The sequence below is a fragment of the Virgibacillus sp. CM-4 genome (assembly GCF_000445495.1).
GTDB classification, from domain to species: Bacteria; Bacillota; Bacilli; order Bacillales; family Amphibacillaceae; genus Virgibacillus; species Virgibacillus salexigens.
This window is the reverse complement of record NZ_AUQA01000008.1, coordinates 103,834-128,378: the sequence shown is the minus strand read 5'-3', so window position 1 is coordinate 128,378 and position 24,545 is coordinate 103,834. Positions and strand designations below refer to the sequence as shown.

General features: G+C 30.5%; 28 protein-coding genes and 1 pseudogene. 20 read left to right on the top strand and 9 right to left on the bottom strand.

The window, feature by feature from the left end:
• Nucleotides 1-115: 115 nt before the first annotated feature.
• From M948_RS41540 to M948_RS42655, 3 genes are read right to left on the bottom strand one after another with little or no spacing between them, the layout of a single operon-like run.
• The gene (locus tag M948_RS41540) at nt 116-949 is read right to left on the bottom strand and encodes a site-specific integrase (RefSeq protein ID WP_231378712.1); all 834 of its coding nucleotides are present in this window, start codon (nt 947-949) and stop codon (nt 116-118) included.
• Nucleotides 927-1,271, bottom strand: a complete 345-nt coding sequence (locus M948_RS43790; RefSeq protein ID WP_231378711.1) for an Arm DNA-binding domain-containing protein — start codon at nt 1,269-1,271, stop codon at nt 927-929. The genes M948_RS41540 and M948_RS43790 overlap by 23 nt, the downstream gene beginning before the upstream one ends.
• A gap of 32 nt (nt 1,272-1,303) precedes the next feature.
• Entirely contained in the window at nt 1,304-2,188 is an 885-nt protein-coding gene (locus M948_RS42655; RefSeq protein WP_021292570.1) for a helix-turn-helix domain-containing protein, read from the bottom strand.
• Nucleotides 2,189-2,279: 91 nt separating this feature from the next.
• Between M948_RS42655 and M948_RS0122385 the strand changes: the two genes are divergently transcribed.
• From M948_RS0122385 to M948_RS44095, 15 genes are all read left to right on the top strand, one after another.
• Entirely contained in the window at nt 2,280-2,582 is a 303-nt protein-coding gene (locus M948_RS0122385; RefSeq protein WP_021292569.1) for a helix-turn-helix domain-containing protein, read from the top strand.
• Nucleotides 2,583-2,644: 62 nt separating this feature from the next.
• Nucleotides 2,645-3,424 (top strand): phage replisome organizer N-terminal domain-containing protein, encoded by a 780-nt coding sequence (locus M948_RS43785; protein ID WP_021292568.1) that lies wholly within the window; start codon nt 2,645-2,647, stop codon nt 3,422-3,424.
• Between the two features lie 69 nt (nt 3,425-3,493).
• Nucleotides 3,494-4,216, top strand: a complete 723-nt coding sequence (locus tag M948_RS43780; RefSeq protein WP_308437227.1) for an ATP-binding protein — start codon at nt 3,494-3,496, stop codon at nt 4,214-4,216.
• Between the two features lies 1 nt (nt 4,217).
• Nucleotides 4,218-4,400, top strand: coding sequence for a hypothetical protein (locus tag M948_RS41525; RefSeq protein ID WP_021292566.1), 183 nt, complete (start codon nt 4,218-4,220; stop codon nt 4,398-4,400).
• Nucleotides 4,401-4,506: 106 nt separating this feature from the next.
• Nucleotides 4,507-4,683 carry a hypothetical protein gene (locus tag M948_RS43370; RefSeq protein WP_021292565.1) on the top strand — a complete coding sequence of 59 codons (177 nt, stop codon included), beginning with the start codon at nt 4,507-4,509 and terminating at the stop codon, nt 4,681-4,683.
• Between the two features lie 31 nt (nt 4,684-4,714).
• Nucleotides 4,715-5,152 (top strand): hypothetical protein, encoded by a 438-nt coding sequence (locus tag M948_RS41520; protein WP_021292564.1) that lies wholly within the window; start codon nt 4,715-4,717, stop codon nt 5,150-5,152.
• Nucleotides 5,153-5,172: 20 nt separating this feature from the next.
• Entirely contained in the window at nt 5,173-6,945 is a 1,773-nt protein-coding gene (locus M948_RS42650) for a pLS20_p028 family conjugation system transmembrane protein (RefSeq protein ID WP_021292563.1), read from the top strand.
• Nucleotides 6,946-7,243: 298 nt separating this feature from the next.
• Entirely contained in the window at nt 7,244-7,501 is a 258-nt protein-coding gene (locus M948_RS41515; RefSeq protein WP_021292562.1) for a hypothetical protein, read from the top strand.
• Nucleotides 7,498-7,677, top strand: a complete 180-nt coding sequence (locus M948_RS43365) for a relaxase MobL (protein ID WP_148530731.1) — start codon at nt 7,498-7,500, stop codon at nt 7,675-7,677. The genes M948_RS41515 and M948_RS43365 overlap by 4 nt, the downstream gene beginning before the upstream one ends.
• A 5-nt stretch (nt 7,678-7,682) precedes the next feature.
• On the top strand, nt 7,683-7,934 hold the full coding sequence (locus M948_RS41510) for a helix-turn-helix domain-containing protein (protein WP_021292560.1): 252 nt from the start codon (nt 7,683-7,685) through the stop codon (nt 7,932-7,934).
• Nucleotides 7,935-8,456: 522 nt separating this feature from the next.
• Nucleotides 8,457-9,644 (top strand): hypothetical protein, encoded by a 1,188-nt coding sequence (locus M948_RS41505; RefSeq protein ID WP_021292559.1) that lies wholly within the window; start codon nt 8,457-8,459, stop codon nt 9,642-9,644.
• Between the two features lie 180 nt (nt 9,645-9,824).
• On the top strand, nt 9,825-11,774 hold the full coding sequence (locus M948_RS41500) for a YcaO-like family protein (RefSeq protein ID WP_021292558.1): 1,950 nt from the start codon (nt 9,825-9,827) through the stop codon (nt 11,772-11,774).
• Nucleotides 11,775-11,788: 14 nt separating this feature from the next.
• The gene (locus tag M948_RS41495) at nt 11,789-12,946 is read left to right on the top strand and encodes an arginase family protein (protein WP_021292557.1); all 1,158 of its coding nucleotides are present in this window, start codon (nt 11,789-11,791) and stop codon (nt 12,944-12,946) included.
• A gap of 9 nt (nt 12,947-12,955) precedes the next feature.
• Nucleotides 12,956-14,182, top strand: a complete 1,227-nt coding sequence (locus M948_RS43030; protein WP_021292556.1) for an MFS transporter — start codon at nt 12,956-12,958, stop codon at nt 14,180-14,182.
• A 545-nt stretch (nt 14,183-14,727) separates the two neighbouring features.
• Nucleotides 14,728-15,213 (top strand): VanZ family protein, encoded by a 486-nt coding sequence (locus tag M948_RS44095; RefSeq protein WP_021292555.1) that lies wholly within the window; start codon nt 14,728-14,730, stop codon nt 15,211-15,213.
• Nucleotides 15,214-15,301: 88 nt separating this feature from the next.
• On the opposite strand, the gene M948_RS41490 is transcribed toward M948_RS44095, so the two are convergent.
• Entirely contained in the window at nt 15,302-15,700 is a 399-nt protein-coding gene (locus tag M948_RS41490) for a hypothetical protein (protein ID WP_021292554.1), read from the bottom strand.
• Between the two features lie 3 nt (nt 15,701-15,703).
• On the bottom strand, nt 15,704-16,093 hold the full coding sequence (locus M948_RS44090) for a VanZ family protein (protein WP_081674854.1): 390 nt from the start codon (nt 16,091-16,093) through the stop codon (nt 15,704-15,706).
• A 168-nt stretch (nt 16,094-16,261) separates the two neighbouring features.
• On the opposite strand from M948_RS44090, the gene M948_RS43025 reads away from it, so the two are divergent.
• Complete coding sequence (locus M948_RS43025) at nt 16,262-16,531, top strand: tyrosine-type recombinase/integrase (protein WP_081674852.1); 270 nt, start codon at nt 16,262-16,264, stop codon at nt 16,529-16,531.
• 358 nt (nt 16,532-16,889) lie between these two features.
• Here the strand turns inward: M948_RS43025 and M948_RS41480 are convergent, their stop codons facing one another.
• Nucleotides 16,890-17,249, bottom strand: a complete 360-nt coding sequence (locus tag M948_RS41480; protein WP_021292552.1) for a DUF4917 family protein — start codon at nt 17,247-17,249, stop codon at nt 16,890-16,892.
• Between the two features lie 383 nt (nt 17,250-17,632).
• Here M948_RS41480 and M948_RS41470 point away from each other — a divergent pair, with 383 nt between their 5' ends.
• The 4 genes from M948_RS41470 to M948_RS41445 all read left to right on the top strand — a co-directional run bounded on the left by M948_RS41470 (nt 17,633) and on the right by M948_RS41445 (nt 21,994).
• A complete protein-coding gene (locus M948_RS41470) occupies nt 17,633-18,163 on the top strand; it encodes a hypothetical protein (RefSeq protein WP_021292549.1) in 531 nt (176 codons plus the stop codon).
• 1,207 nt (nt 18,164-19,370) lie between these two features.
• A complete protein-coding gene (locus M948_RS41460; RefSeq protein ID WP_021292547.1) occupies nt 19,371-20,156 on the top strand; it encodes a hypothetical protein in 786 nt (261 codons plus the stop codon).
• A gap of 890 nt (nt 20,157-21,046) precedes the next feature.
• On the top strand, nt 21,047-21,607 hold the full coding sequence (locus M948_RS41450) for a hypothetical protein (RefSeq protein ID WP_021292544.1): 561 nt from the start codon (nt 21,047-21,049) through the stop codon (nt 21,605-21,607).
• Between the two features lie 177 nt (nt 21,608-21,784).
• The gene (locus M948_RS41445; protein ID WP_021292543.1) at nt 21,785-21,994 is read left to right on the top strand and encodes a hypothetical protein; all 210 of its coding nucleotides are present in this window, start codon (nt 21,785-21,787) and stop codon (nt 21,992-21,994) included.
• 16 nt (nt 21,995-22,010) lie between these two features.
• Here the strand turns inward: M948_RS41445 and M948_RS41440 are convergent.
• From M948_RS41440 to M948_RS43900, 3 genes and pseudogenes are all read right to left on the bottom strand, one after another.
• Nucleotides 22,011-22,626, bottom strand: a pseudogene (locus tag M948_RS41440) (CatA-like O-acetyltransferase).
• 250 nt (nt 22,627-22,876) lie between these two features.
• Nucleotides 22,877-23,509 carry a pentapeptide repeat-containing protein gene (locus M948_RS41435; RefSeq protein ID WP_021292541.1) on the bottom strand — a complete coding sequence of 211 codons (633 nt, stop codon included), beginning with the start codon at nt 23,507-23,509 and terminating at the stop codon, nt 22,877-22,879.
• A 739-nt stretch (nt 23,510-24,248) separates the two neighbouring features.
• Nucleotides 24,249-24,371, bottom strand: coding sequence for a hypothetical protein (locus tag M948_RS43900; protein WP_021292540.1), 123 nt, complete (start codon nt 24,369-24,371; stop codon nt 24,249-24,251).
• Nucleotides 24,372-24,545: the final 174 nt, after the last annotated feature.

The window sequence follows — 24,545 nt, the reverse complement described above, 5'->3', positions numbered from 1 at the left end:
CATGATGTAATAACCGCCCAAAATCCCTGATATTATAAGGTTGAAGGGATGGTTATTAGCAAAATGCTAACCTATTGCTAACTTCCATATTTTCTGATACGCCATATAATAACTTTTAGAGAAGACCTTTCGTTAGTTCACTGAACTTTTGAGAGGTCTTTTCTTCTATGTTTTTGGTCATATGTGCGTATATGTTCATCGTTGTATTAATGTCAGAATGCCCCAAACGTCCCTGGATCTCTTTTATACCTGCTCCAGCTTCAATAAGGAGGGATGTATGGGTATGTCTGAATCCATGAGGGGTAATATGCTTATCGATATTCATAAGCTTCATGAGACGTTGTAAACGGATAGCAACCATCTTCATAACTCTTGGATTCCCCGTATTTTCTGCAAAGATGAAGTTCTTATCTTTAAAAAACATTCGTTGTTTCATTTTTAATTTGTTTTGTTTTTTGCGATGCTCTTTAAATAACTCGACCAACTCTTTATCAATCATGATTGTACGTATGGATTTCTCTGTTTTGGGCGTTAACAACTTAAAGTCATCCTTGTTGTTGTTGGGATTATAATAAGTTTTGGAGATACGCAGTGTACAATCAGTAAAATTAATATCTGACCATTTTAGTGCTATCAACTTGCCAAGGCGTATACCTGTGTATGCCAATGTAGTAAATATTAAGTAATCCATACTTAGCCCATTTTTTCTTGCTATGGACAGAAACTCTTTAAGTTCATTTAACTCAAGAAACTTTTCTTGTATATTTTCTTGTTCAATCTCCTCCACAGTAACTTGTTTTTTGGGCATGACAAAGGAAGCAGAAGGACTACTTTGTAACAAATCTTTTCTAATTGCATATTTAAAAATCATATTTGCGGTAGTGTGGATACTGTCAATAAAGTTTCTGCTGAATTTCTTATTTAGTTTATCGAGTTCTGTTTGGTACATATGTTTTGTAATCTTCTTTATAGAAACAGAATCCCATACACAGTAAATGTTTGATAGCGTATCTTCTGGCTCTAACACTGCTGATTTTAACTTGTGTTGCGTAGTGTTCAAACCATTCTTCGGTTAGTTCTTTAAACGTGATATTTGTTTCAAATAAATGCGTACCATTAGCGAGCGCGTTTTCTACTTTGTTGGCAGCGAGTTGAGCTTCTTTTTTTGTTTTAAAACCAGACTTGGTAACCTGCTTGCGTTTGCCTTCAGAATCCTTGGCAATATTCACGATATAAGCCCATTTTTTCCCTCGTTTATGAATGTAAGCCACTAGTTTCACCTCCTTTCAAAATGAATGATAGTTTATTCAAATAGGATTTCCATCATCCGTAAAATTTTTTGTTTATCTTTAGAAGTAAGAACACGACCATAATAAGTTAAAAGTCTATCATCGGATAGTATGTGTTCAAGTTTGCTAAAGTTTTGTCTTAATTGATCCTCATTATAACTTTGGAAAAAGACTTTTCCATCACTATCATATTTTTTTACTACTGAAGGAACCGTCACTGTAATTTCTTTCATGACATCTTCAGGAGTGTAATCATCAACGAAATTTTGATTTGGTGTTTCTGTAAAAACAAATAATAGCCAGTCTTTAAACTCTTCGACACCGAAAATCTCACCTAAACGTGTACTGTATTGTTCAAGTTCTAAAGAAGAATATGTCATCTTTGATTCCATTTTAATATATTGTTCTTCCTTTATCCCTAATTTCTCCGCCATTTCCTTATTAGAAAGCTTTTTGTTTAATCGCATTAGTCTTAAATAGTCGTGTACTTCGGCATTTATAAAAAAAGTATTGGGAAAACGAATAGACACTTCAGGATTGGGAAGTTTATCGTTTAACTTTCTCCTGTTTTCTATTAATTTTCTAATATGAGGGTCATGTTTTTTCATAAAATCTATTTTAAATTCTTCTGGTGCTTCATCAATTAATTTATTTAAGAAACTTAGCGTTTTATATGCTTCATTATTGTATCCGGCAACACTTAATAAATAATAATAATCTGTATTTAAACCTACTGATATCTTCTTAATTACTTCTGGACTTGGAATGCTTCTTTTATTGTTTTCAATTTGTGATAAGTAAGAATGAGAAAGCCCCATTCGTTTTGCTGCTTCACGGATAGTTAGTTTGTTATACATTCGTGCAGTTTTAATTTCCTCACCAAAATTTTTAGAAATCATACATCGTCCCCCCTTTTCAAATACATTATACATCATTTGGTTGCAACCATAATAAGCAAACAAGCAACCAAAAATAAGAGGAGGAGATTATTTGATACACCTTGAAATTGATGAAGAACATTTGAAGGATTTATATCTGGAAAAAGTGAAAGAGAAATTGGAAGAATTGGAATCTGAAGTTTTCTTTATGAATTCAAAACAATTGTCAGCTTATCTGAACATGTCATGGAATACGATTGTCGAGCATTTGTTGTATGAGGATAATTTTCCTAGTATTCGGTTGGGTTCAAAATGGCTATTTAATAGAAAAGAAGTAGAAGCTTATATGGAAAAGTACTACAACGCTGTTAGAAATAATGGTGGAGACATTCTCCGATATAAAAGAAAGGCTTGAACTAATAGAGTGATTTATATAACGATACAGAAATGGAGTGTTCGCAAGAGAGGAGAGAAAAGATGGCTAAAAAATATTATTGGTTAAAGCTCAAAAAAACTTTTTTTAACCAAAAGGAAATTAAACGATTAAGAAAGTTGGCAGGAGGAGATACATTTACAATTATTTATTTGAAATTATTACTACTTAGCTTAGAAAATGAGGGGAAAATTTATTTTGATGGTATAGGAGATGATTTCGTCGATGAATTGGCGTTAGATATTGATGAAGATGATGATAATGTGAAAATGACACTCTCTTACTTATTTTCAAAAGGATTAATAGAAACTGTTGATGATAAGGAATATTTCCTTAGCGATATTCCAGGCATGATTGGTAGTGAGAGTGACTCTGCAAACAGAGTTAGAAGACATCGTCAAAGACAAAATCAAAAAGCGTTACATTGTAACAATGATGTAACGGCAAGTAATAGTCAAGTAACTAAAAGTAACACAGAGATAGATATAGATAAAGAAACAGAGAAAGAACAACAGCAAGAACAAGAGTCTACGTCAGAAGTTATCCAATTTTGGAATCAAAATGGATTCGGTCTCGATAATATCAGTGCAAAAAATCAGTTGTTGTTGTGGTTGGAGGATTCTTCCTTCAATCAACCAAAGCAAATAATACTTAAAGCGATGAAGATAGCATGCGCTAATAATAATAGAAGACTGAATTACATTGAAGGCATTCTTCGTAATTGGAAAAATAATTCTTTATTAACTGTTAGAGAAATAGAAATTCATGATAGTAAACAAACTGTTCAAACAGAAAATGATGATAATTACAATTATGGCTTTTAGGAGGTACCTCTGATGGAAGGAGTTAAAAAAAATGTTATATAACCAGAGCAAACGTTATTAGAAACTTATATTTGCAAAGGTTGCAATCAGCAGGTAAAACAAAAAGAACTTATTATACCTATCGGTCCCCATAGAGGAGACAAGATTATTACTAATTATGGTTGTATTTGCGAGGATATTAAACTTGCAGAGGAAACAAAACATGCTCTTTATAGCCTGAAACGAAATAGACTGATAGATAACTTTAATTATTATTCGTTAATCAATAATTCATTAAAACAAGCAACAATAGAAAACTATAATCCTACTAGTATTGAGTTAAATAAAGTTAAACAAAAGGTATTGGAGTACATTAATTCATTTGATGGAGAACAAAACCTTTTATTTACGGGGAATTGTGGAACAGGGAAAAGTCATCTTTCTATCTCTATTACTAAAAAGTTAATGGAACAAGGGTATAAATGCTTGTTCTTATCTCTTCCTAAACTGCTAACTAAAATTAAGCGAATGTATAACAAGGGAGGGGGGATAGAGGATGAATTATTAGATATTATCAGGCAGGTAGATTTATTGGTAATTGATGATATTGGTTCAGAACAACAAACAGAATGGTCTACTTCAAAATTGTTTGAGATTCTTGATGATCGTGCTGGGAAAGCAACGATTTATACCACTAATTTAAGTAGTAGTGAACTAAAAAAACGAGTGAATGAACGGAATTTCTCTAGAATGATGGAAAATACAGAAGTTGTTGTTATGAATGGTGCAGATTACAGAAGGAGGGATTTTTAAAATGTGGAGAGGAATGAAAAGTGTAATGATGTTTACCCCGAATGACAGTCAATTGCAGACGGATAGAAAATGGCGAGAGCGGTTACAACAAAAAGGCTCTGATGATGGTAAATATGTACCAACGATAGATGAAACAAGAAAGTTTTTAAGAGAGCAGGAAGATAAAAAGAAGCGATACGCCTAATACCATCTTCTTTATTCCTGCTATAAGGTCTACGATTATAGTTTATTTATTTTCATATATAAATTCAAAGTTTTTAAAATAAAAGTTTATAAAGGAGTTTTTCTTTATGGAAAGACCTTTAAATCCCATGGAAGCACAGTATTTACAGGATTTTATCAAATGTGATGACCCAGATGGAAATGGTGTTTTACTGGATGCGTACGTAAGCAATAATGATGTAATTTACTATTATCTTATTTCTCCATCAAATACTGTTCAAGGATTTCTTTTACTTCGGCAATAAGAAATTATTAATAGGAAAAGGAGTTGTCTGTATGACAGTAAAGAAATTTTTAGTTAGCTGTGTTTGTTTTATTCTAATAGTGTTTTTAGTAGCTTGCGGAAATAGAGAGATCAATGGTAAAGGAGAAATTATCGAGTTAAGTCCAGATGATATTCAAGCGTTTGTAGAAGAACAAAAAACAGGTTTTATTTATGTAAAAGATGCTTTGGAGTCAGGTATAGAAGATGAAAAATTGATTATGCGTGAAATTGAACGTGCGGCAAAAAAGGAAGATGTTAATTTTTATGTTTTCGATCAATACAAATATGAAAAATATATTGAACTTGATTTACACTCCCAATCCATTGGTTTTTATTTAAATGGAGAAAAAAAGGGCGAATTGGAATTAGCAAGAGTCAATGAACAGTCCCAAGTAGAGAAAAAAGTAGATGAATTTATTAAAAATGTAAAAACTGATTATTTTGAATGACATGGGATGGAGGCTGTTGAATGGATGAAAATGTAGTAGGAATTCTAGAAGAGTTTTCTGATCATTTAGAAATTGCTAACCCATTAGTTCATATGTTACGTGTTATCGGTTGGATGATAATCGAAGGGCTTGCTTGGGTAGTAAATGGTTTAGAAAATGTTACTAATAGAATTTTAGGTTTAAAACTTTTCTATGAACATCCTGAGTTCGTGGATTTTATTGAAAGCTTTCAACCTGTATTAGTAATTCTCTTTGCGTTTAACATTCTCTTTATTGGTTATTTGTTAATTTTCCAGAGAAAATTTAATCGTGAAGGCGTCTTAACAAATATTATTATGGCATTAATCATTGTAGTGCTTTTAGGGTCAGGGATGAAACAGGTAGACCGTTTTTCTACACAAGCAATTAACGCAATCGATGTTGGTGAAGATGACACTATTGCTAGTAAAGTAATAAAAGATAATATGACAGATGTAGCGCAATTTGATTTAAATGGATGGAAAACACCAGATTTAGAAAATCCAAATAAGATCCCACAAGAAAATGTAATCAATATTAATATCACAGAAACTATTGATACTGATTTTCAATTTGAAAGTCATAACGAGGGTGTTTCAAAAGTTGGTCGTGATGTTTTAACACATAAGTTAACTTATAGTGATTCCGGAACATCTAAATTGACTGAATTGGATACGGGATGGTTCACCATTGATGAATATTATTATCGGTGGTCATGGGATTTCTGGCACATGTTTTTAAGGTTAGGTATTATGGCAGTTGTACTTGTTACGATATCTGTTAAACTAGCACAATTATTTTTCGAATTGGCTTTCAATCAGGCTTTAGCAACATTTATTGCTCCTCTTGATATGCATAGTGGACAGAAGATGAAGCAAGTTGTTCAAAGCATCTTAAGTATATTCATTGTCATGATAATGATCTTTCTAAGCATGAAAATTTATTTAATTGGTTCTGACTGGATTGGTGAATTCTTCGATGGCGCTGTTTATTTAGTAGCAATGTTAGGATTCGCAAGAGCAGTTATTGATGGTCCAAACATTGTAGAACGATTATTTGGCATTGATGCAGGAGTTAAATCAGGTTGGAGTGCAATTGCAGGAACGTACGCATTAGGTAAAAGTGTAAGCAGTGTAACGAAAGGTCTTGGTCAAGGTGCTAGTAAATTAGGTGGAGAAGTTGCAGATAAAGGGTTAAAAACTGGTGGTTTTGCAAGTGGTATGGCACAAGAAATGTTAAGTAAACAAAAGAAAGGTAACAATCCCTTAAGCCAATCTGATAACCAAACGAACGACAATAAGAACCCTAATTTTAATGAAAATAATCAGCAACAAATGGCTCCTAATGAATTAGAAGATATGAATGAATTCACTAGTTCATATGAAGGTAATCAATCTAGTAATCTTCAATCGTCATTACAAGATGAAATTAATGCTAAGTCTTCAGAAGGAAATCAAAATAAATCTGATAAACCACAATCACTACACAAAGAAATGAAGCAAAAAGGATATGCTAATAATTCAAATTCTGCAATGCCAGGAGAAAATTATTCAAGCAATTCAAATTTAATATCTTCAGAAATGCTGAGTGAAAATGAACCAAGAAATAATAGTGATTCTGTAGAAGGTAGACATATAGGTCAAGTTTTTAAAGATAAAACAACACAAACTGTTAGAAATAATAGAATGGTACAAAACACAAAAAGAAGTTACCAGATTGGGAAAAATACTGGAAACTTCATCAGAAAAAATTATAAAAAGCAGTTAAAAAAATGAAACAAACAAGTTAAATTTAGGGCACTCAAAAATCTTGTGTATTTCTTCAATTTTTAATCATTATAGCATGCACAAAGCATGCACGAAAGCCTATTATCTATGCACAAAACCTGCATACTGGAATATTTTGGGTTGCAAAAAACCTGCACAAGTAGAAAATTCATGTACCCGTTAAAAAGTTAGGCTCTGCCTAACACCACAACGAAGTTGGGGTCATTTTTCTTTATGCTCTTTCTTTCTTTCTAAAACAAGTGATCTAGATCAGATAGTTCCAAAATAAAAAAAGGTGGTTATAAAATTGGAAATTAAAATAAGAAATTTAACCCCATCTGTTGTAAAAGAAATTGATGAAAAAGCTAAAGAGGAAAAATTATCAAGACAAGTTTATTTGAAAAATATGATAGAAAATCACACGATGATGAGTGAAATTAATGAACGAGAATTGGAGTTAAAAAACACCTTAGATAAGAATTCGGAGATTATTCATTTGGTTGGAACGCAATTAGAACGGAGTACAGACTTATTTATACAGTTAATAGAGGAAGGTGGTTTATGATGGTATTGGAAACCGATAAGAATGCATCTGTTATTGTTACTTCTCAATTTGTTCAAGGAGATAAAAAAAGATTCAAGGATTACGTAAATTATTTAGATAGAGATGAAGCTAAATACAAGAATGATTTTTCAATGTATAACAATTATATGGAAGATGAAGAAAAGGCAACATCATAACAGCAATGGGCAAGTTAGTCTTTACGATCTTTAGTGGACTTGCTCAATTTGAACAAGACATTATATCAGAACGGACAAAATCGGGGTTAGAAAGCGCTCGGGCTCGGGGGCGAAAAGGAGGAAGACCACGAAAAGATCACTCGAAGTTGGATATGGCATTTAAGATGTACGATAGTAAGGACTACAGTATTAAAGAAATCCTGGATGCAACTGGAATTAGTAGAGCAACGTTTTATAGATATTTAAGTCAAAGATAATTCTGCAATCATAATTCTGCAATCGCAAATGCTAAATGAAAATTATTCTAACTGAAACTTATCCATCGCATCTACTGTTATGTTTAAAGTAGATGCGATTTTGTAGGTTAATCTAAAAAATAGGAAAAAGTACCCTTGAAACTTGGGGAGATATTGATACCATGTCTACAAAAGTGAAAATTGAAAAAATAGTCAATCCATCAAAAAAGTTGCACTTAAGTCATCGAATTACTTTGTATACAATTAATCTTTTTTGAAAAGCGATTCAACTTTACTATAAATCCACATTAACATCGTTAAAGAATTTCCACTATGAAGAGACAATCTAAGAAAAAAGTGATACATCCATCTGTGTAAAGGAAAATGAAATAGTTCAACTATTAATCCCCATCTTGAAAAACCATAATATTACTAGAATAAAATACCATTTTCAATTTAGGTTACATTTATTTAGCGGAAAAAAGATGATAGAGATTGCTATTAAAATCGTATACAAAATATTTGGATTAAGGTGATACTTACATGCATAGCATAGAGTACCTAAACTTAAAAGAAGAAGTAGATAATATAAATTATGTATTATCACTAAACTTGGATTTTCCCCAAAAGCATATAGATTATATTAATCTAGCAATACAAAAAACAGAGAATCTTCCCTTAGGTGAAGAAAATAGCGTAGAACTACCCTGTATTAGTTTTGAATTATTAGATACATACCGATCATTATTATCTAATGGAGATTTTGATCAAATTAATGATATTTATAATCAAATTATTGAAAAAAACATCGGTCATACTATAAATGAAGGATTCACAAATTATCTAGATATGTACAAAAGGGCAAATAATAATGAATCATTTGATAATAGTGACCTGAAAAAGATAGATAAACGTATTAATTTCTATTGCGATAAACTCAAAAATTTCTATGAGGGCTTTGAAAAAAATGAAAAAATCCATCCATACAAGTTAAATGGTTTAAGAATAAAGGGATATGATATTGAAGTAAATATTAAGGATATAATTAAAAAACTGAAATCGTTGGATCAGGGTTTTGGTGAATTTATTCAATATAGTATGGAGTACGGTTATATTAACTTAGAAGAAGGTGCACATCAAGAAGGCTTTTTTTTAGAGTTACCTTATTCAAATAAAATTTACATCTATATTAGCTGTACAGGTGACTTGGATGATTTTTTAAATACTATTCATGAGATTGGGCATGCCTATCACTTTTATATTAGCCGTCAGCTAAATAACAAGAACCGTAATAATTCAACTGAGATGAAAGAGTTCTTAGCACATTCATTTGAAGCAATTTATTTAAAAAAATTCCATAAAGAATTAATAGATATATATAATATACACCAAATCTCTTCCATTCTATGGAATATTGTATTATTTAAGTTTCAAGAGAACATTTACAATAGCCATATCTCTTATTATAAATTAGATGAGAAAAATAAACTTTTTTTGTCTTTGGTTAAAAAGTATACACATAAATATCTAGAGAATAATAGTGAATTTGATAATGTACTTAAGCCGTTGTGGACTTATGAATCTTCATTATTGGAGAGTCCCTACTATAACTTAGAATATATTTTTTCCCAATTGAATTCGTTAAGATTAATTAATAAAGATAAGATAACACTTGATTACCTGAAAAAATTGGCAAATAGTAACTTAAAAAATCTGATTAGTAAGTTTTAATTGATCATTCATAATATTTTGAGAGGGGGTGATAATATGGCTAAGAAAGCAACACTTGAGATTAAAAAAGTTCCTGTAAAAAAACAAGTACCTAAGCAATCCAAAAGAAAGTATTAATGTGATTAAAGAGAATATCGATGTTAACATCGATATTCTCTTTAATACTAAGGGATGGATACCATGAAATGCATAATAAAAGATATGAATAATTGTATTATTATGGCCAAAAACGAGAATCACCAGATAGAATGTGCTGATTCTGTTTTATTTAAAAAAATATTTGATAGTATAACAGAAGGAAATGTAGAACTAGCAACAGATGAACTTCTGTTCCAGGAAGAAGTTAAAGAATTTATAGGGTCATTAGATACAGAAACTAAAGATACAGAAACAAACCCTAAAATGAATTACCTTCAAATAGACAAAGAAAATAAATTAAACAGTAAAAATAGAGCAATTATGTATTCTAATGATCAGAGTGTTATACATATTAAAAACTGTTCCATTAATTATTTGAAAAATAAGTTCATAGATAAAAATATGAAAAATAATATCTTTGTATTTGAGTTATTTAATGACTTTATTATCTCTGGTTATAATAGTTGTCTATATTGTTTAATAGAAAGGTATAAAGAGAGTATTGATAACATACTCAAAATCAACAACATGGAGTACGAATTAACAAACACTTCTAGTAGCAAACAACAAGTAGGTTATATTAAAGCTATTGCAAATTATAAATTAAAAAATAAGATGAAAAATATTGATATTATCAATAAAAGCAACTTATCGGAAATAAATACCTTTCCAATAATAAATATGAACAATTGCACGTTTTGTTCTAACAAAAATAAAGTAATGCATTCCATAAATTTATCATTAAGTAACGAAAATAATGGAAAAAATTATAGGTATCTAAATGTTGATATGGCTTGGAATGAATTAGAAAAATATGTTAATAGAGTTGGGCCTGTTAATCAGTTAAACGATCTATCAAATTTAGATTCTCTAAATTTTCATGTATATGAAAGCATTTCTAATTGTTCTATTGATGAAGTAGAGTACTCAATTCATGGTGGTAAGGGTGTAGATCAGTCAAGTGCCTTAGTAAGTGCTGTAGGCGAGGCTTTAGAGAGATATAATGCACGTATGTTTGGTAACGAAGAAATTATTGTTGGCTCATTCAATAGCTTAAACAAATCATTTACCGTTTTAAACCCTAAGTCATTAATTATAGATAATAACCTCTTAGATAAATATGATAACAATAATGAATATGAATGGATTTTATCAAAGGATATTAGTACAAATAATAATATTTTGATGCCTGCAAATACGGTTTTTTTTCCTTATTACCCAAAACAGAAAAACCATTTACTGATATCACAGTCATCTACAGGATTAGCTTCGGGATTTACTATAGAAGAAGCGATACTATCAGGGATATTTGAAGTATTAGAAAGGGATGCTTACACAATATACCACAAAAACCGTCTTTACTATGGTGAAATTCCAGAAGAAGTATATTTCCAAAAACTAAAAAGGCTTATTTCTAAGCTTAAAGAAGAGAATATACAGCCTATAATTCATTATCTAAAAACTGATTTAAATGTACACATAGTCCATTGTACATTATTTGATACAAAAAATAATTTTCCAATATATACTCATGGTTCCAACTGTAGCTTAGATATTATTTCAGCAATAGAGGGCGCTATCTTGGAAGCAATTCAACTACGTACATCTCAAATATCGCTAAAGTATTTGAATCAAGAACATATTGATCAAGAATATAAAGCTTATATTGAATGGGGGAGAGGTAACATAAGGTATGTAAAGCCTTTTCTAAATAAAACTAATCCCAATTACATAGTTGATTTCAATGATTATAGAACAGGAAGTATATATTCTAACATCAAATATCTTGTAACAAATTTGAGTGAGCTTGGATATAAAGTAATAGTCGCTGATTTATCAAGGTCTGATAATAAACTTAAGACAGTAAAAGTAGTAATTCCAGGATTCCAAGATATAGATGATTTCAATTTGAGATTATCAGATAGAATGTACTTAATTCCTGATTACTTAAGAATGAAAAAAGAAGTTAATAATCTGCCAATGTTCTCTTAAAAGGAGTGTTATAGTTGAAATTATCACATGATTTCACAATAGAAGGAAGAATAATTACTAATAGTACTTTTGGTAACTCATTAGAATTAAGTAATGATTTGATCCAATTTATATTAGAATCTCAAGATAAAGGCCTTGAACAAGCTATGTCCAATTGGAGGTTAAACATTGACGATGATATTATAAAGATCCTATTAGATAATGGTTTTATTTTAAAGGGTGAATCTATATACGAGACTATTGATCCGTTGCATACAACTGTAAATTATAACAGAACCTTTTTTAGCGTTAGTAATGGAAATTTGTATTTTGATGTTGATTCTTCTTCTAATGACTCTATAGAAGATATATATGGTTTTATTGGCGTACCTTATAATAGGGGATCATTAGTTTATAACATCGATATTGATTCACCAGATTACCTGAGAGAAAAATCTAATGATATATTAGATATCACTGTAAATAGTGAGGGGAAAACTTCTGGTTTTTATTCAACAGTACAGGAAGAATACGTATTTCAAAATTGTATAATTAGAGATTATGGTGATGTGGTCCAGCAAAATTCTGTAAATAGCTATTTTAAATCTCTTACTCAAATTGCCAGTAAAGTTGCTAATTCAAATATAAAACCTATTTATATTGGTGGTGACCACGCAGTTACTTACCCTATAGTGAAAGGTATAAACTCTGTGGGGTTTCCGTTCCAAGTTGTGCATTTAGATGCACACTCAGATACTTCACCTCCTTCGAACGGAATTATTCATCATAGTAATATAATATCTTTAATTAGCAATTTAGAAAATGTTAAAAGTATTTATCAACTTGGGTTAAGTGGTTTTCTAACAAGTGACGAATTATCCTATGCAAACCAAAATGAAAAAATTAAAGCCTATATAAAAAGGGACATTAATGAAGTAGAGATTAATCCTAACCTCCCCGTTTATCTTACAATTGATGTAGATGTTTTCGACTCTTCTGTTATTCCTTCTGTATCATATCCTAATTACTATGGGTGGAATAGTGATGATTTTATACGATTCTTAAAAGACCATGTAAGTAAATTAAATATTATAGGAATTGATATTGTAGAATATGATAAAAGTAAAGATCCATATGGTAGTTCTGCTATATATATAAATAATATTATTTTAGAGATTTTGGCAAATATATAGGAGTCTAACATGAGTAAAAGTAATAAAGAAATTTTAAAAATAAAGTATCAATATTATTTTATTGAAGCTATTTATAATTTAGGTATAGTTGTGTTTGCGGCAACTTTATATTTATATTTAGAAAATATAGGTCACAATTTAAATGAGATTAGTTTGTTTATTTCATTATTCTGGATAACTAGTTTGCTTACAGAGATACCTTCTGGCGTCCTTTCTGACTCTTTTGGTCGCAAAAATACTATGATTATAAGTTGCGTTGTGAGGGCCATAGGGTTATTAATTATTGCATTTAGTCATGGAGAGCTAACTTATTTAATTGCTGGAGCAACCTTGACAGCATTGGGTGAATCATTGAAATCAGGGACTTGGGATTCATGGTTCGTAGATAATATAAAAAGAATTAACTCGGAATTTCCAATTGATAAAGTTTTCTCAACAAATGGAGTGATATCACAGACGATCAGTATATTTGGTGGATTTATTGGTGCGCAATTTTTTGCAAATATTAACTTAAGTTATCCTATATCTTTAGGTGCGATACTTTTATTGATTACTGCAATTGTAGTCATATTCTTTGTCAAAGAAGGTGATTCAAAATATAAAAAACAAAAATTCAAAATAAGTAATTCCTTTAAAGAATTCTTTACAACATTAAACTTAGGTTATAAATATTTTAAATCAAATCACTATTTTTCTTTAGTTTGTCTAACATTAGTACCCCTTACAATTATACTTGCTGGACCAGGTAATCAATGGCAACTGTTTTTTCAACCGGACCTAGATAATATACGAACAGGATATATTTGGATTTTTATCGGAGTATCTACTCTATTTGGAACTTGGGTAATTGGAAGAATTCCAAACTTAAATAAGTATAGAATCAGTATCTTACTAGTTAATATAATAATAAATACACTTTGTATATCTATTCTAGTTTTTCTTGAAAACTTTTACGTAGCTGTATTCTTATTTCTTATTCATGTTTTTATTACTGCTGGAGATGAAATACTTAGGATTACTTTTCTTCATAACAATATTCCAAGTGAGAATAGATCTACTTTAATGTCATTTTTCTATACTCTTGAGGCGTTATTTACCATTATAGGATTAACATTAGTAGGTATGATTTCAGAAAATTTCTCTATGGGATTAGCTTGGTTAATATGTGCTATTACAGGATTTATTATATCTTTTCCATTGTTGTTATATGTAAAAAATAAGAAAGATGTAGCTTAAGCTTTTCTCTCTTTTTTAGCACGTATTCATGTACTTTTGTCTACTTTTAACTCTATTTTGCACGATAGGCAAGTTATCTATTTATTCATTGATGGATTTTATTCAGTAGTTTATTTAATCCTAATGAATCAAATGCGAATAAACTTAAGGTTATAATTTGTGTTTAAACATTAAACTTCTTAGAGGTTTTCAATGCTCGCTTATTTAAGGTAGTCAAGAACGCTACCTAAATCCCTATAGTATCTCGCATCCCTCTAAAATAACCGATAACTACAAACTGTATAGATCATGGCCAACTACAAAAGATCGTGTAGCTAGCCATAGATCAACACTTTGTACGTTCCTGTTTATTTCTTAACTAGTGAACGACAACGAAATTCAAAAGCATAAAAGATCAATTCGGATAGCTGGCATACGTCAGCTTTTTATTGTGGTTATTTTTGCTGTTTGTGGCTATCAGAATAATCCCTTTTGGAAATAGATATTATTGCTCTATCAATATTTAAGGATATTTTGTTTTTTGGATAAATATATAATGTATAAGAATGAAGTTTTTGGAGGTGTTAACAATTATAAAGGTAAAACCGCATAAGATTTTTTTTATAAGTGTTGGACTACTTTATATTATTTTTCTAATGATATCATTCTTTACTGAGTTGGGTAATGTTTCAAGATTAAGGATGCCATACATCGATGATATTCCCAATAACAATTATATTCCCTTTAGTACCATAGTAGCCTATATTTTTAATTTTGATCATTATAATTTGAGTACGTGTTTTTTTAATACGCTTGGAAATATTTTGATTTTTTTCCCCTTAGGAATTATAGCACCAATCCTATTTAATAAGATTTATCTGTATAAACATATTATATATATCACCATCTTAATAAGAGGTGCAATTGAGGTTTTGCAATATAATTCCACAATGGGTGTGTTTGATGTAGATGATATAATTTTAAGTTTAGTAGGTAGTTTAATTGGCTTCCATTTATATGTAAAATCATTAGTCAAAAATCAACAGTCTTAAAAGTTATTTGTGTATACCTATTCCTTAATATTTTTATTTAAAGTCAAAGCCCTATTCCTTATAGAATAGGGCTTTGACTTTTTTGGTTTTACCTTCCATCATAAGCTCTCCCGTAACCATCAACCGTTTCTCCGTCATTAGATTTTCTAAATTTCAAAGTATACTGCTGGCCGGCGCTACTAGAAACTACAACACCTCGTTTAGATGATCCATCTCTCAAAAATGTTGCTGTTCCTTTTAATTTTCCTCCCCATCCATCTTCACTAATTACATCTACATAGTAAAGGTTACTAGTAGGGTTTCCGCCGTATGCATTGCTTGTATTTTCAACATAGACTGTATGATCTATAGGGTCCAAATAAAACCAGTCACTAGTCAGTTGTTTTTCGAATGTAAATGTATATGGTTCGGTATATGCAAAAGCTACTGTAGGTATAGACAGAATCATACCAAGAACACCAATTATCATTACTTTTTTGAATTTCATTTATTATAACCTCCTAAGGCTCAATAACCAATTAGCATGATCATTTTTTATATCGTTTTGGTTAGCAATAACTCTTAATAAAGGGCTTGTTATTTTTAATGTTAAAAATCCCATTAATACCCCAATAGTATATAGAATTATGTCATCAGTAATAAAGCTTCGGTAAGTGTAACCGATAATGGTTGAAATAATTAGTTTAGTAGATTCGACAACAGCAGATGATATTAATCCAAGAAGTAGTATTGTTTTTATGTTTTTAAACTTTGTCCATATCAAAGGTGCGTAAAAACCTAGTGGAGCTAACAGTATTAGATCTCCAATTATTTGACTTGTAATCATGCTAAAAGAACCATATTTTATAATATTTGATAAATATTTGCCTATAGATAGCATTATTGATGTGTGGATTGATTAATTAAAAACTAGAATTTTGTATGGAAAGTAAATAATTTACAAATGGAAATTACATATGTATGTAATGTAGATGATTTTTGTTTTTCAATATATGGCATTCTGATAAAATTATGGGATAAGTTGTCTGAACTATGTTACATGTAATATATAGGCGTACTACCAACAAAAAACTGGTACAAGCTAGAGGAGGGGGATTACCTTTTCTACAGTAATAAGGATAGGAGTAAGCCTATCAGCAGGGTACAGGCTCATAGGATTGTAGCTAAGGCAGGAGATATGGTAGGTATTACATTAAGCTGTCATAGTCTAAGAAAGACCTTTGGATACATGGCTTACAAGAATGATGTGGACTTATCTCTACTGCAATACATATTTAATCATAGCTCTCAGGCAATTACACTAAATACATTGGAATAACTCAGGTGAGGCAAACAAAGTAACAACATCTATAAGCATTGGAATCTAACAGATTAAGGCAGTAGTAAGCTGAGGTAATAGTATGTAAAAGCTATTGTCTTTTCCTTTGTGTCATACTGTTGAAATTAGCTTGTATGAGCATTGGTTAAGATGTTTAAGGCAAAGGTCTTAGGGCTGATAAGTAGGCTTTATGAGATTCTGAGGGGGGTATACAGGGGGGCTAGGGGGTGAATATTGGTGCAAGTTGTGTAGTTATAATACATAACCTAATTTTTACACTCTGAGGCAAGGAAATACCAAAACAAAAGCCATCCATTTTAAATGGATAGCCCTTTGAACAATATAGTTTTTCATTAACTTATACATGACCCCAAGCCAAGTCAATATTAATATTCTTTATAGAATTATCAAAAGTTCTAGAATTGAAAAAGTATACTTCATTATCCTTGAAATAATTTCTAATTGTTTCTGAAATTGATTCTTTTCTCTCTAAGTCATGGATTCCAAATGCTATAACTTCAACATTAGATTCATTAATTGCATCTACAATGTGTTTATCTGCTGATTCATCTAAACTGTGTCCAAATATAGTTAAATGACCATCTATTTTCCTCAATGATTTATAACAAAACCTCAAGTATTTATTAGATTCTATTTGATCTGATTTATCTTCCCAATTACCCTCAGAGACATAAAGTGGAATATTATTATTTTCCATTAAAATCCCCCCATAAATTAATAGAAAAACCATTACCAATAAATAAGTGATCTGCTTTTACCTTTTCACTCTCATATAATTCTTGGTAACTTGACAGCATCAAAAAACACACCCTTCAGAACAATTCTAGTCTTGGTAATAACCAAGGAGTTTATCTAATTCAATGCTAATTCCACATTTATTTAATCTATCTTTTCTACTTTCATATATATCAGCTATTAAATTTTTCTTTTCTTCACCATAACGAATTTGCTTATGACATACAACACAGATAGATACAATATTTGCATGGACATCTAAACTACATTTAAAATCTTCCTGATATTTCATTGGTATTAAGTGATGACCCAGTAACTAAATTAACCGTAGGTATTGAACATTTAATGGCTACAATGTCTGCAGGACTTTATAATCAAATACCGATAAAAGAAGTAAAAGTAACAGATTTTTCAGGGTGGGCAGGAGACTTAGTCACTGTAATAAAAGACGTTTATAATAATAATAGTGATTATGGTGGTGATTGGTACGAGTGCGCTAAAGATTATATTGGCACTACAACTAAAGCTGGACACTTCTCATTTGATGATCTAGCTGGTGATGTGGACGCAGTCAACATGGTAAAAAAATTAAAAGAAAATCGTAATAAGACCATTTACAATGAATTTTTAGAGTATTATCAAGGCAATGAAGTCCGTAATAGATTCACAACCTTTTATACTATTAGATTCGGTGCTGATTCAGACTTACTATATGACCAAGCCTTAGATTATATAAATGGTAACAAACCAGCAGTTCTGGCCATGAGAAAAATGCTTGTTAGCGAGTATGAAGTCCCTTCTTGGACGAGTGAACAGGGTAAACAAGTTGCTCAAGCGTTTACTGATGTATTACTAGATTTCATTGAAAAAGAATAGATTAATTACTAAAAGGGTGAAGTAAAATACTTCGCCCTTTTTCTATGATAAACTTTTTATTTTAATAAAGTAAAAATCTTAAATAAGTAAAATAGCAGGAACGGACCTAGCAAACCTATTAAACCTAAAATAGCCAAAAACATAGTAAATGTTTTAAATCTCTTTTTGTTTAATATAATTACTAAAATAAAACATATAAGACTTACTATAAATGCATATTTTATTTGTATTCCATATTGATACAGAATCCCCACCGGTATCTGCTCAAACTCTGGTGGCTGGATATAAAGTTCAGTCCAAATAGTTGAAAAGATAAGAACCAAAGTTATAAAACCTACAAAAAGCATAATGCTACTAACGACTTTTATATTCTTAATATTTTCACCTTCTTTAATACAAAATTAAAATATAACCCAACATTATTTTATCTCTTGGAAATTATAACATAATAAGGTATCTATATGTAATAATTTGTAAATCCCACTCTCAATGTCTCATTTATTTAGATTTTCCAAATAAAACACCAATATTCCTATCTGTATAATCTATTAACATACCAAAATTAATATATACTATAGACATTTATTTAATAAAGATATATATTCTTTATCTATATGTAATTTGTTTAGATCATATATTAATTGACAGAAAACATGCTAAAAAAATAATAATATATTAAAAACATATGTCAACATAGTTTGATAACTATATCGACATATGTATGTCGAAGATAAATTTTAATTCAACAATTAAAAGGCTTCTAATATAATTACTCCTTTAACAATGAGAGCTAGACCCTTCCCCCCTTTGCCAAATGTAGTTATTTAATGATTCTCAATTTCACTTGTTATAAGTACAGTTATCTACTTTATACTAAACCTTGACAAGGTTTACTTTATAATTAAAGCCCTCCATTCAAAAAAATCATTATTTCCCCCGTTAGGAAGAAATTTTCCCAAAGTTATCTAGCAAATATTTATAAACTTCAGTCCTATATAACATCATTAATTAACTAAATAGTTTAAATATACTTTTATTACTAAAATATAGAAGAAATAGAATGAATTTGTAATTATATGCCGAATTAATGGTTATAAAGAGGGGTGTCTATATGCTTGAAAAGTTCTTAATATATTTTCATTGTACATAAATTTACTATCAGTTTAAGAATTAATTAATCATTAATAAAATTGAGAGGGGAACAATTATGAATTTCTTAAAGAGATTTCTAATCACATTTTTAGTATTAGGTTTTTATTTTAGTGGTCTAGCTATAGCAGAGGCATCTGCAACGGATGAATATTTATTTAACACAGTTGAAGAAATTGAAAATGAAGTCGTAAAAATGGAAGAAGATAGTACTAGTTCCGATGAAGAGAAGCGGAAGTTTTTATTCGAGAATTCTAATCCTAAAGCACTAAAGAAATATATAGAAGATTTAATGGTAGAAGTTGAAAATGCGATGCAAGATCTTTCTAATGATGTGGAATTTAATACTGAATCACCTTTAAATGTATCAAAAGGTTCTATTAAACTACCTAATGGAGGTATGGTAAAGGCTACTGTTACTGACTCTGCTGACGCATCAACTGGTAATATTATGCCAATGGAGTATGTAACTAAAGGATTCGGGGACAGAAGATATACTGCTACTTATAAGGTTTATCATGTAGCGTACCCAGATACAACTTTAAAGTTAGTAAATAGATATAATATAAGCAAATCAGGTTTAAAGATGACTTCTGTAGGCACTGGAGGTACTTATGCAGTTTTCCCTACTACAGTAAATCCTAAAAGTGATAGAATTACTGATAAATATGCTCAAAAAGAAGGATGGGATATTAATGGACAAGCAGATTATGTAGTTACAGTTGGAGGATATAATGGAATTGGCCTTGTAACTAAAACATACACAATTAGAAGTACTATTAAGTTAGTTGATTTATATAGTAGCTCAGCATATGTATTACAAAAAAGAACTATAGATAAATAGAAAGTTATGGCATTAATATAAGATTAAAATTTAAAAGTTAAAATGAATATATATTATATTCATTTTAACTTTATTATTATAGATTAAACCTCCATTTTTGTTTAATCTATAATTAAAGGAAGCATATAATAAAAATAAAAAGCTAGGAGATGGTAATTTGAATTTTAAAATCACCTTACGAATCCCTTTATTAATATTAATATTTAGTTTGGTTTCTGCAATTATAAAGTACTTTCCTCAAATAATGATATTTAAATCAAATTATTTCCTAAATAGCGCTCAATTCCTATTCAGTGTAATAATAATATTCTTTATATTAGAGAAAACTAACATTAATAAAAAAGAAATAACTATTTCTTCTGCAATTGTAATGGTGCTGTCAATTTTCATTATTGATTATACGTTGGTTTAAAACATTAGATTTTTTTGACATGTGCTTTTTAATTATGCGGAATTTGAACTGTGAGCAACTCTCTCTTAAAGCCATTCTCTTTTATCTCTAACCGAAATGAAGTAAATTTGGGAACTTTAAGGACATTTGAATTATAGATATCATAGGTATTATTCATCAAAAAACACTTAAAATTTTGCTTATTTAAAAATGCCACCTTCTTATAACTTCTTTCGATAGTAGTTATAAGGAGGTGTTATTATGTATGAGGATTATTACGATAATAAACATACGAATGCAGGAATGTCGGAAATTATAATTAAGGAGGGGCTATCTGCAAAAGAATGGGATGTGATTATGCGCTGAAAAATCTGGAGAAGTAATAACATATAAACTTGTAACCCTTACTCCTATTCAAGAATAGGGCCAGATTGTGGAAAAAGATTTTTAAGGATAATTTAGGAATTGTTGATCTAAAATGGTGAAAAAGAGGGATATTATGGCATCTAAAACTATAATATTAATCGGACCAATTTGTGCTGGCAAAAGTACAGTAGCTGAATTACTTTCAGATAAAACTAAAATTCATCGATGTACAATGGATGATTTAAGGTTTGATTATTATAAAGAAATTGGGTTTAGTGAGGAACAACAAAATAAAATACGTGAAGATTATGGTTATATGGCTATGTATGAATATTGGAAGCCATTTGAAGCACATGCAGTTAAACGAGTATTGGAGGATTACCCCAATTATATTCACGACTTCGGTGCGGGGCATTCTGTTTATGAAGATGAAGGTCTATTCAGAGAAGTTAAAGATGCCCTTGGTAACTACGAAAATGTCTTTTTATTGCTGCCAAGTCAAAATGAAATGGAATCCATTAATGTTTTAAATGAAAGACTAAAAGAAGAGACCAGTAACAAGGAGGCGTATAAACTTAACGAGCATTTTGTTAAACACAAATCCAATAAGTTATTGGCTAAACAGATTATTTATACAAATGGTAATTCACCAGAAATGATTGCTGATAAAATAATTCAAATATCTGGTATTTAAGCAATCGGGCGCATTTCCTGAATAAGAATTATCATCAATGTTGGACAATAGGGCCATTATGTGGAATACAAGGTAATGGTGGATTTTTGTCGAAGTAAATAGCAGAATTTATTGGGAGGGTGTAATAAATGGGTTTGTTTGAAAGAGTTGACACTGTTTGTCTTGGTGTAAGTGATATTGGGAAAGCCAAGCAATGGTATAGCGAAAGGGTTATTAATTACCGACTTTGATAGCGAAGTAGAGAAAGCTTTTAAACGTACACTTAGAAACAGAGAAGTAATAACGAATATAGAGTTCCAGGAGCATGATGATTTGGAAAGTGGTTTTATTGGAAACTATTTAATTCGAGGAGTATACGATTCAGAAATACATTTATTGAAACAATAATGCGAACAAAGACATCTCAATGAGGTGTCTTTTTATAGTGCAAGAATACATAGGAGGTGGTGATATGCCATGAGTAAGAAGAAATTAACACTGAAACAACAAACCGTTGCAGTATTTTAAAAAATAACGTCACATGATAGGCATCTACTGTTGCATGATGAATCTTAATATTCACTGGCATCTGCAACTGTGAACCAACTTTTTCGTACTTTCCACTGGTAATCAATGGTGTTAAATTATTTTTGTTAGCTCCTGATTGAGATGAAAAATGTTCAAAATGCATCCAAGGGATTGATGAAATATTCACCACGTTGGGTGGAACAACTCCCATTGGTGCTACCTGTTGTGTTTGCATACTCTTTTATAAGCTTTTTGTACTCACGGTCAACTGATTTATAATCTGTTAATCCTTCCAGCCATAGACTATAAAATAATTCTGTTTCTTGATTAAAGTTCGTAAACGTTGGTACTAATTCTTGCCACTCTACTAATTGCTTATCTATGTGGGCATACCTTAAATTCGGAATCTTGTTAACCGATCTAGTCAAATTAAATATAGAGTAAGCATAAAAACTTATAGATTCGTCTTTGCATTTTTTAACTGCTCGAGTAACATCAATTTTTACTGTCATTTCAAACGTTGTGTCTGTCGCCATAAAATAATCTAATAGTTTTTCCTTGGAAAACTTTCTAAATCAATGACTTGATAAGTTGCCATCTATTTCAACCTTTCATTTAATATATTCAATTATTATAATTTCACTACATTGTTGATAAGATAGTATTTTAACGCTGTTTTACCGGTTACAGCATAAGGCTTTTATAAGTCATTTTAAGCCACTTAAAATCAAAACACGAAGTTAAAGAGAATAGGTATCAATACTATCGAATTTTTAGACCTAATAATGAAGCAAATTGTATCGCTTGAGACGTTGATACTATACATCCTTTTAAGTTCTCTATTGAAACAGTTAAAGAATCAAAATTGGATGAGCTTATATCAATTCCTTTTAATGGTGTCTCTTCAAAGCTCGCGCCATTAAGATTGCATGAAAGAAATTCTACTTTTTTAAGATTACAGTCAAAAAGGTCAGCACTTTCTAAAGCTGCATCATCAAAAATCACCTTTTCAAGTTTTGAGTTACCGAACATAACCATATTAAGAATCGATCCCTCAAATGTTGTATTACCGATATAAGACTCTGTTAAGTTGCTGCCTAGCAACTTACAATTAAGAAATTCAACTCGATTCATCGATGCATTACCCAAATTAGCATTGGATAAATCACAATTCTCAAAGCGTACGTCGGTAAGATCAATTCGGTTAAAATCCGTATTTGTGAAATTACAATTCCTAATCACTGTTTTATATAGTCGGACTCGCTCAAGTGTTTCGTCGGCAAATTCTGAATCGGTAACCATACACATTTCAAATTCCGGATCTTCTTCGTAAAAAATATCTGTGAATCTTCTCTCCGTTACATCTTCAGGGATTTTGGGTGTGTCAATCTTCACTGTATACCTACCTACTTTCAAAAGAATTTAATTCATTTATAAGCTTTCTAGAAACAAATATAAGGGAACGCATGTTCTTTTTCAAGGCTTGACTTTTATAGATTTTCTGATACACAGGATTCATCAAGACGCATACATTAACTGAAATTGTTTTAAGTTCTAAGAAATTCTCTTATTATATCCTTATCCTAGAAGAAGCTTTAAACTCAGCAGGACCAGTTCGGAAGAAAGCTATATATACAAATTAACCCCTCATATATGAGGGGGGGTTCTAGTGTGTGCAACACTAAACAATGGCTAGGCTAACCACAATTTTATATGCTTAAGCAATTGTAATAAAATTAAGCCCCTTATCTTTAGCGAGAGGAGGGGCTTATTATGCATGGTTCGGATGCGAACCTAAAAACAGTATTGACATCTTTTGTAAACTTAACTTAAGAGGGGCAAGTAATATGGAAGTACAATCGTAATACATACTACGTAACAATGATTAAACGGTAACAGCATTTGCCTATTTAATAATGTTTAACCTCAAAATCTATATCTTTCAAATACCGATTCATCGTTCGACTAGTCATTTCCTTTAAATCCTCAGAAGAATATTCAATCAGACCACTATTTCCTTTGCTATTCCAGCGATAAAGTGTTTCCGTTTCGCTTTATATCTATGTGAATCGAGTGTACAGCTTTTGTTTTACAGCTGTATAATCGTTTTGTATTCTTTCTATGACAGCATCAATCATGCTTTGATAAACAATACTTTGTTTAGACTTCTTAAAAATATTTTATCCTGTTCAAATATCTTCACTGCAAAAGGAAGAATGATGAAATCTTGTGCAAGTTGTTTCAATTCTTCATTCATTGAATCACCTCAAAGAACATTTGTTCTTATTATATGCAGTGATTTAGTTTTTATCAAACCTTTGAATTCAACAATCGCGCCCGTTCGTCGAAAAATGTTAACTGTAATATTAACAATGTGTGCTATAATAAATATTATTTGCTAGGAGGAATTTTAATGGGCAATTATTCAATA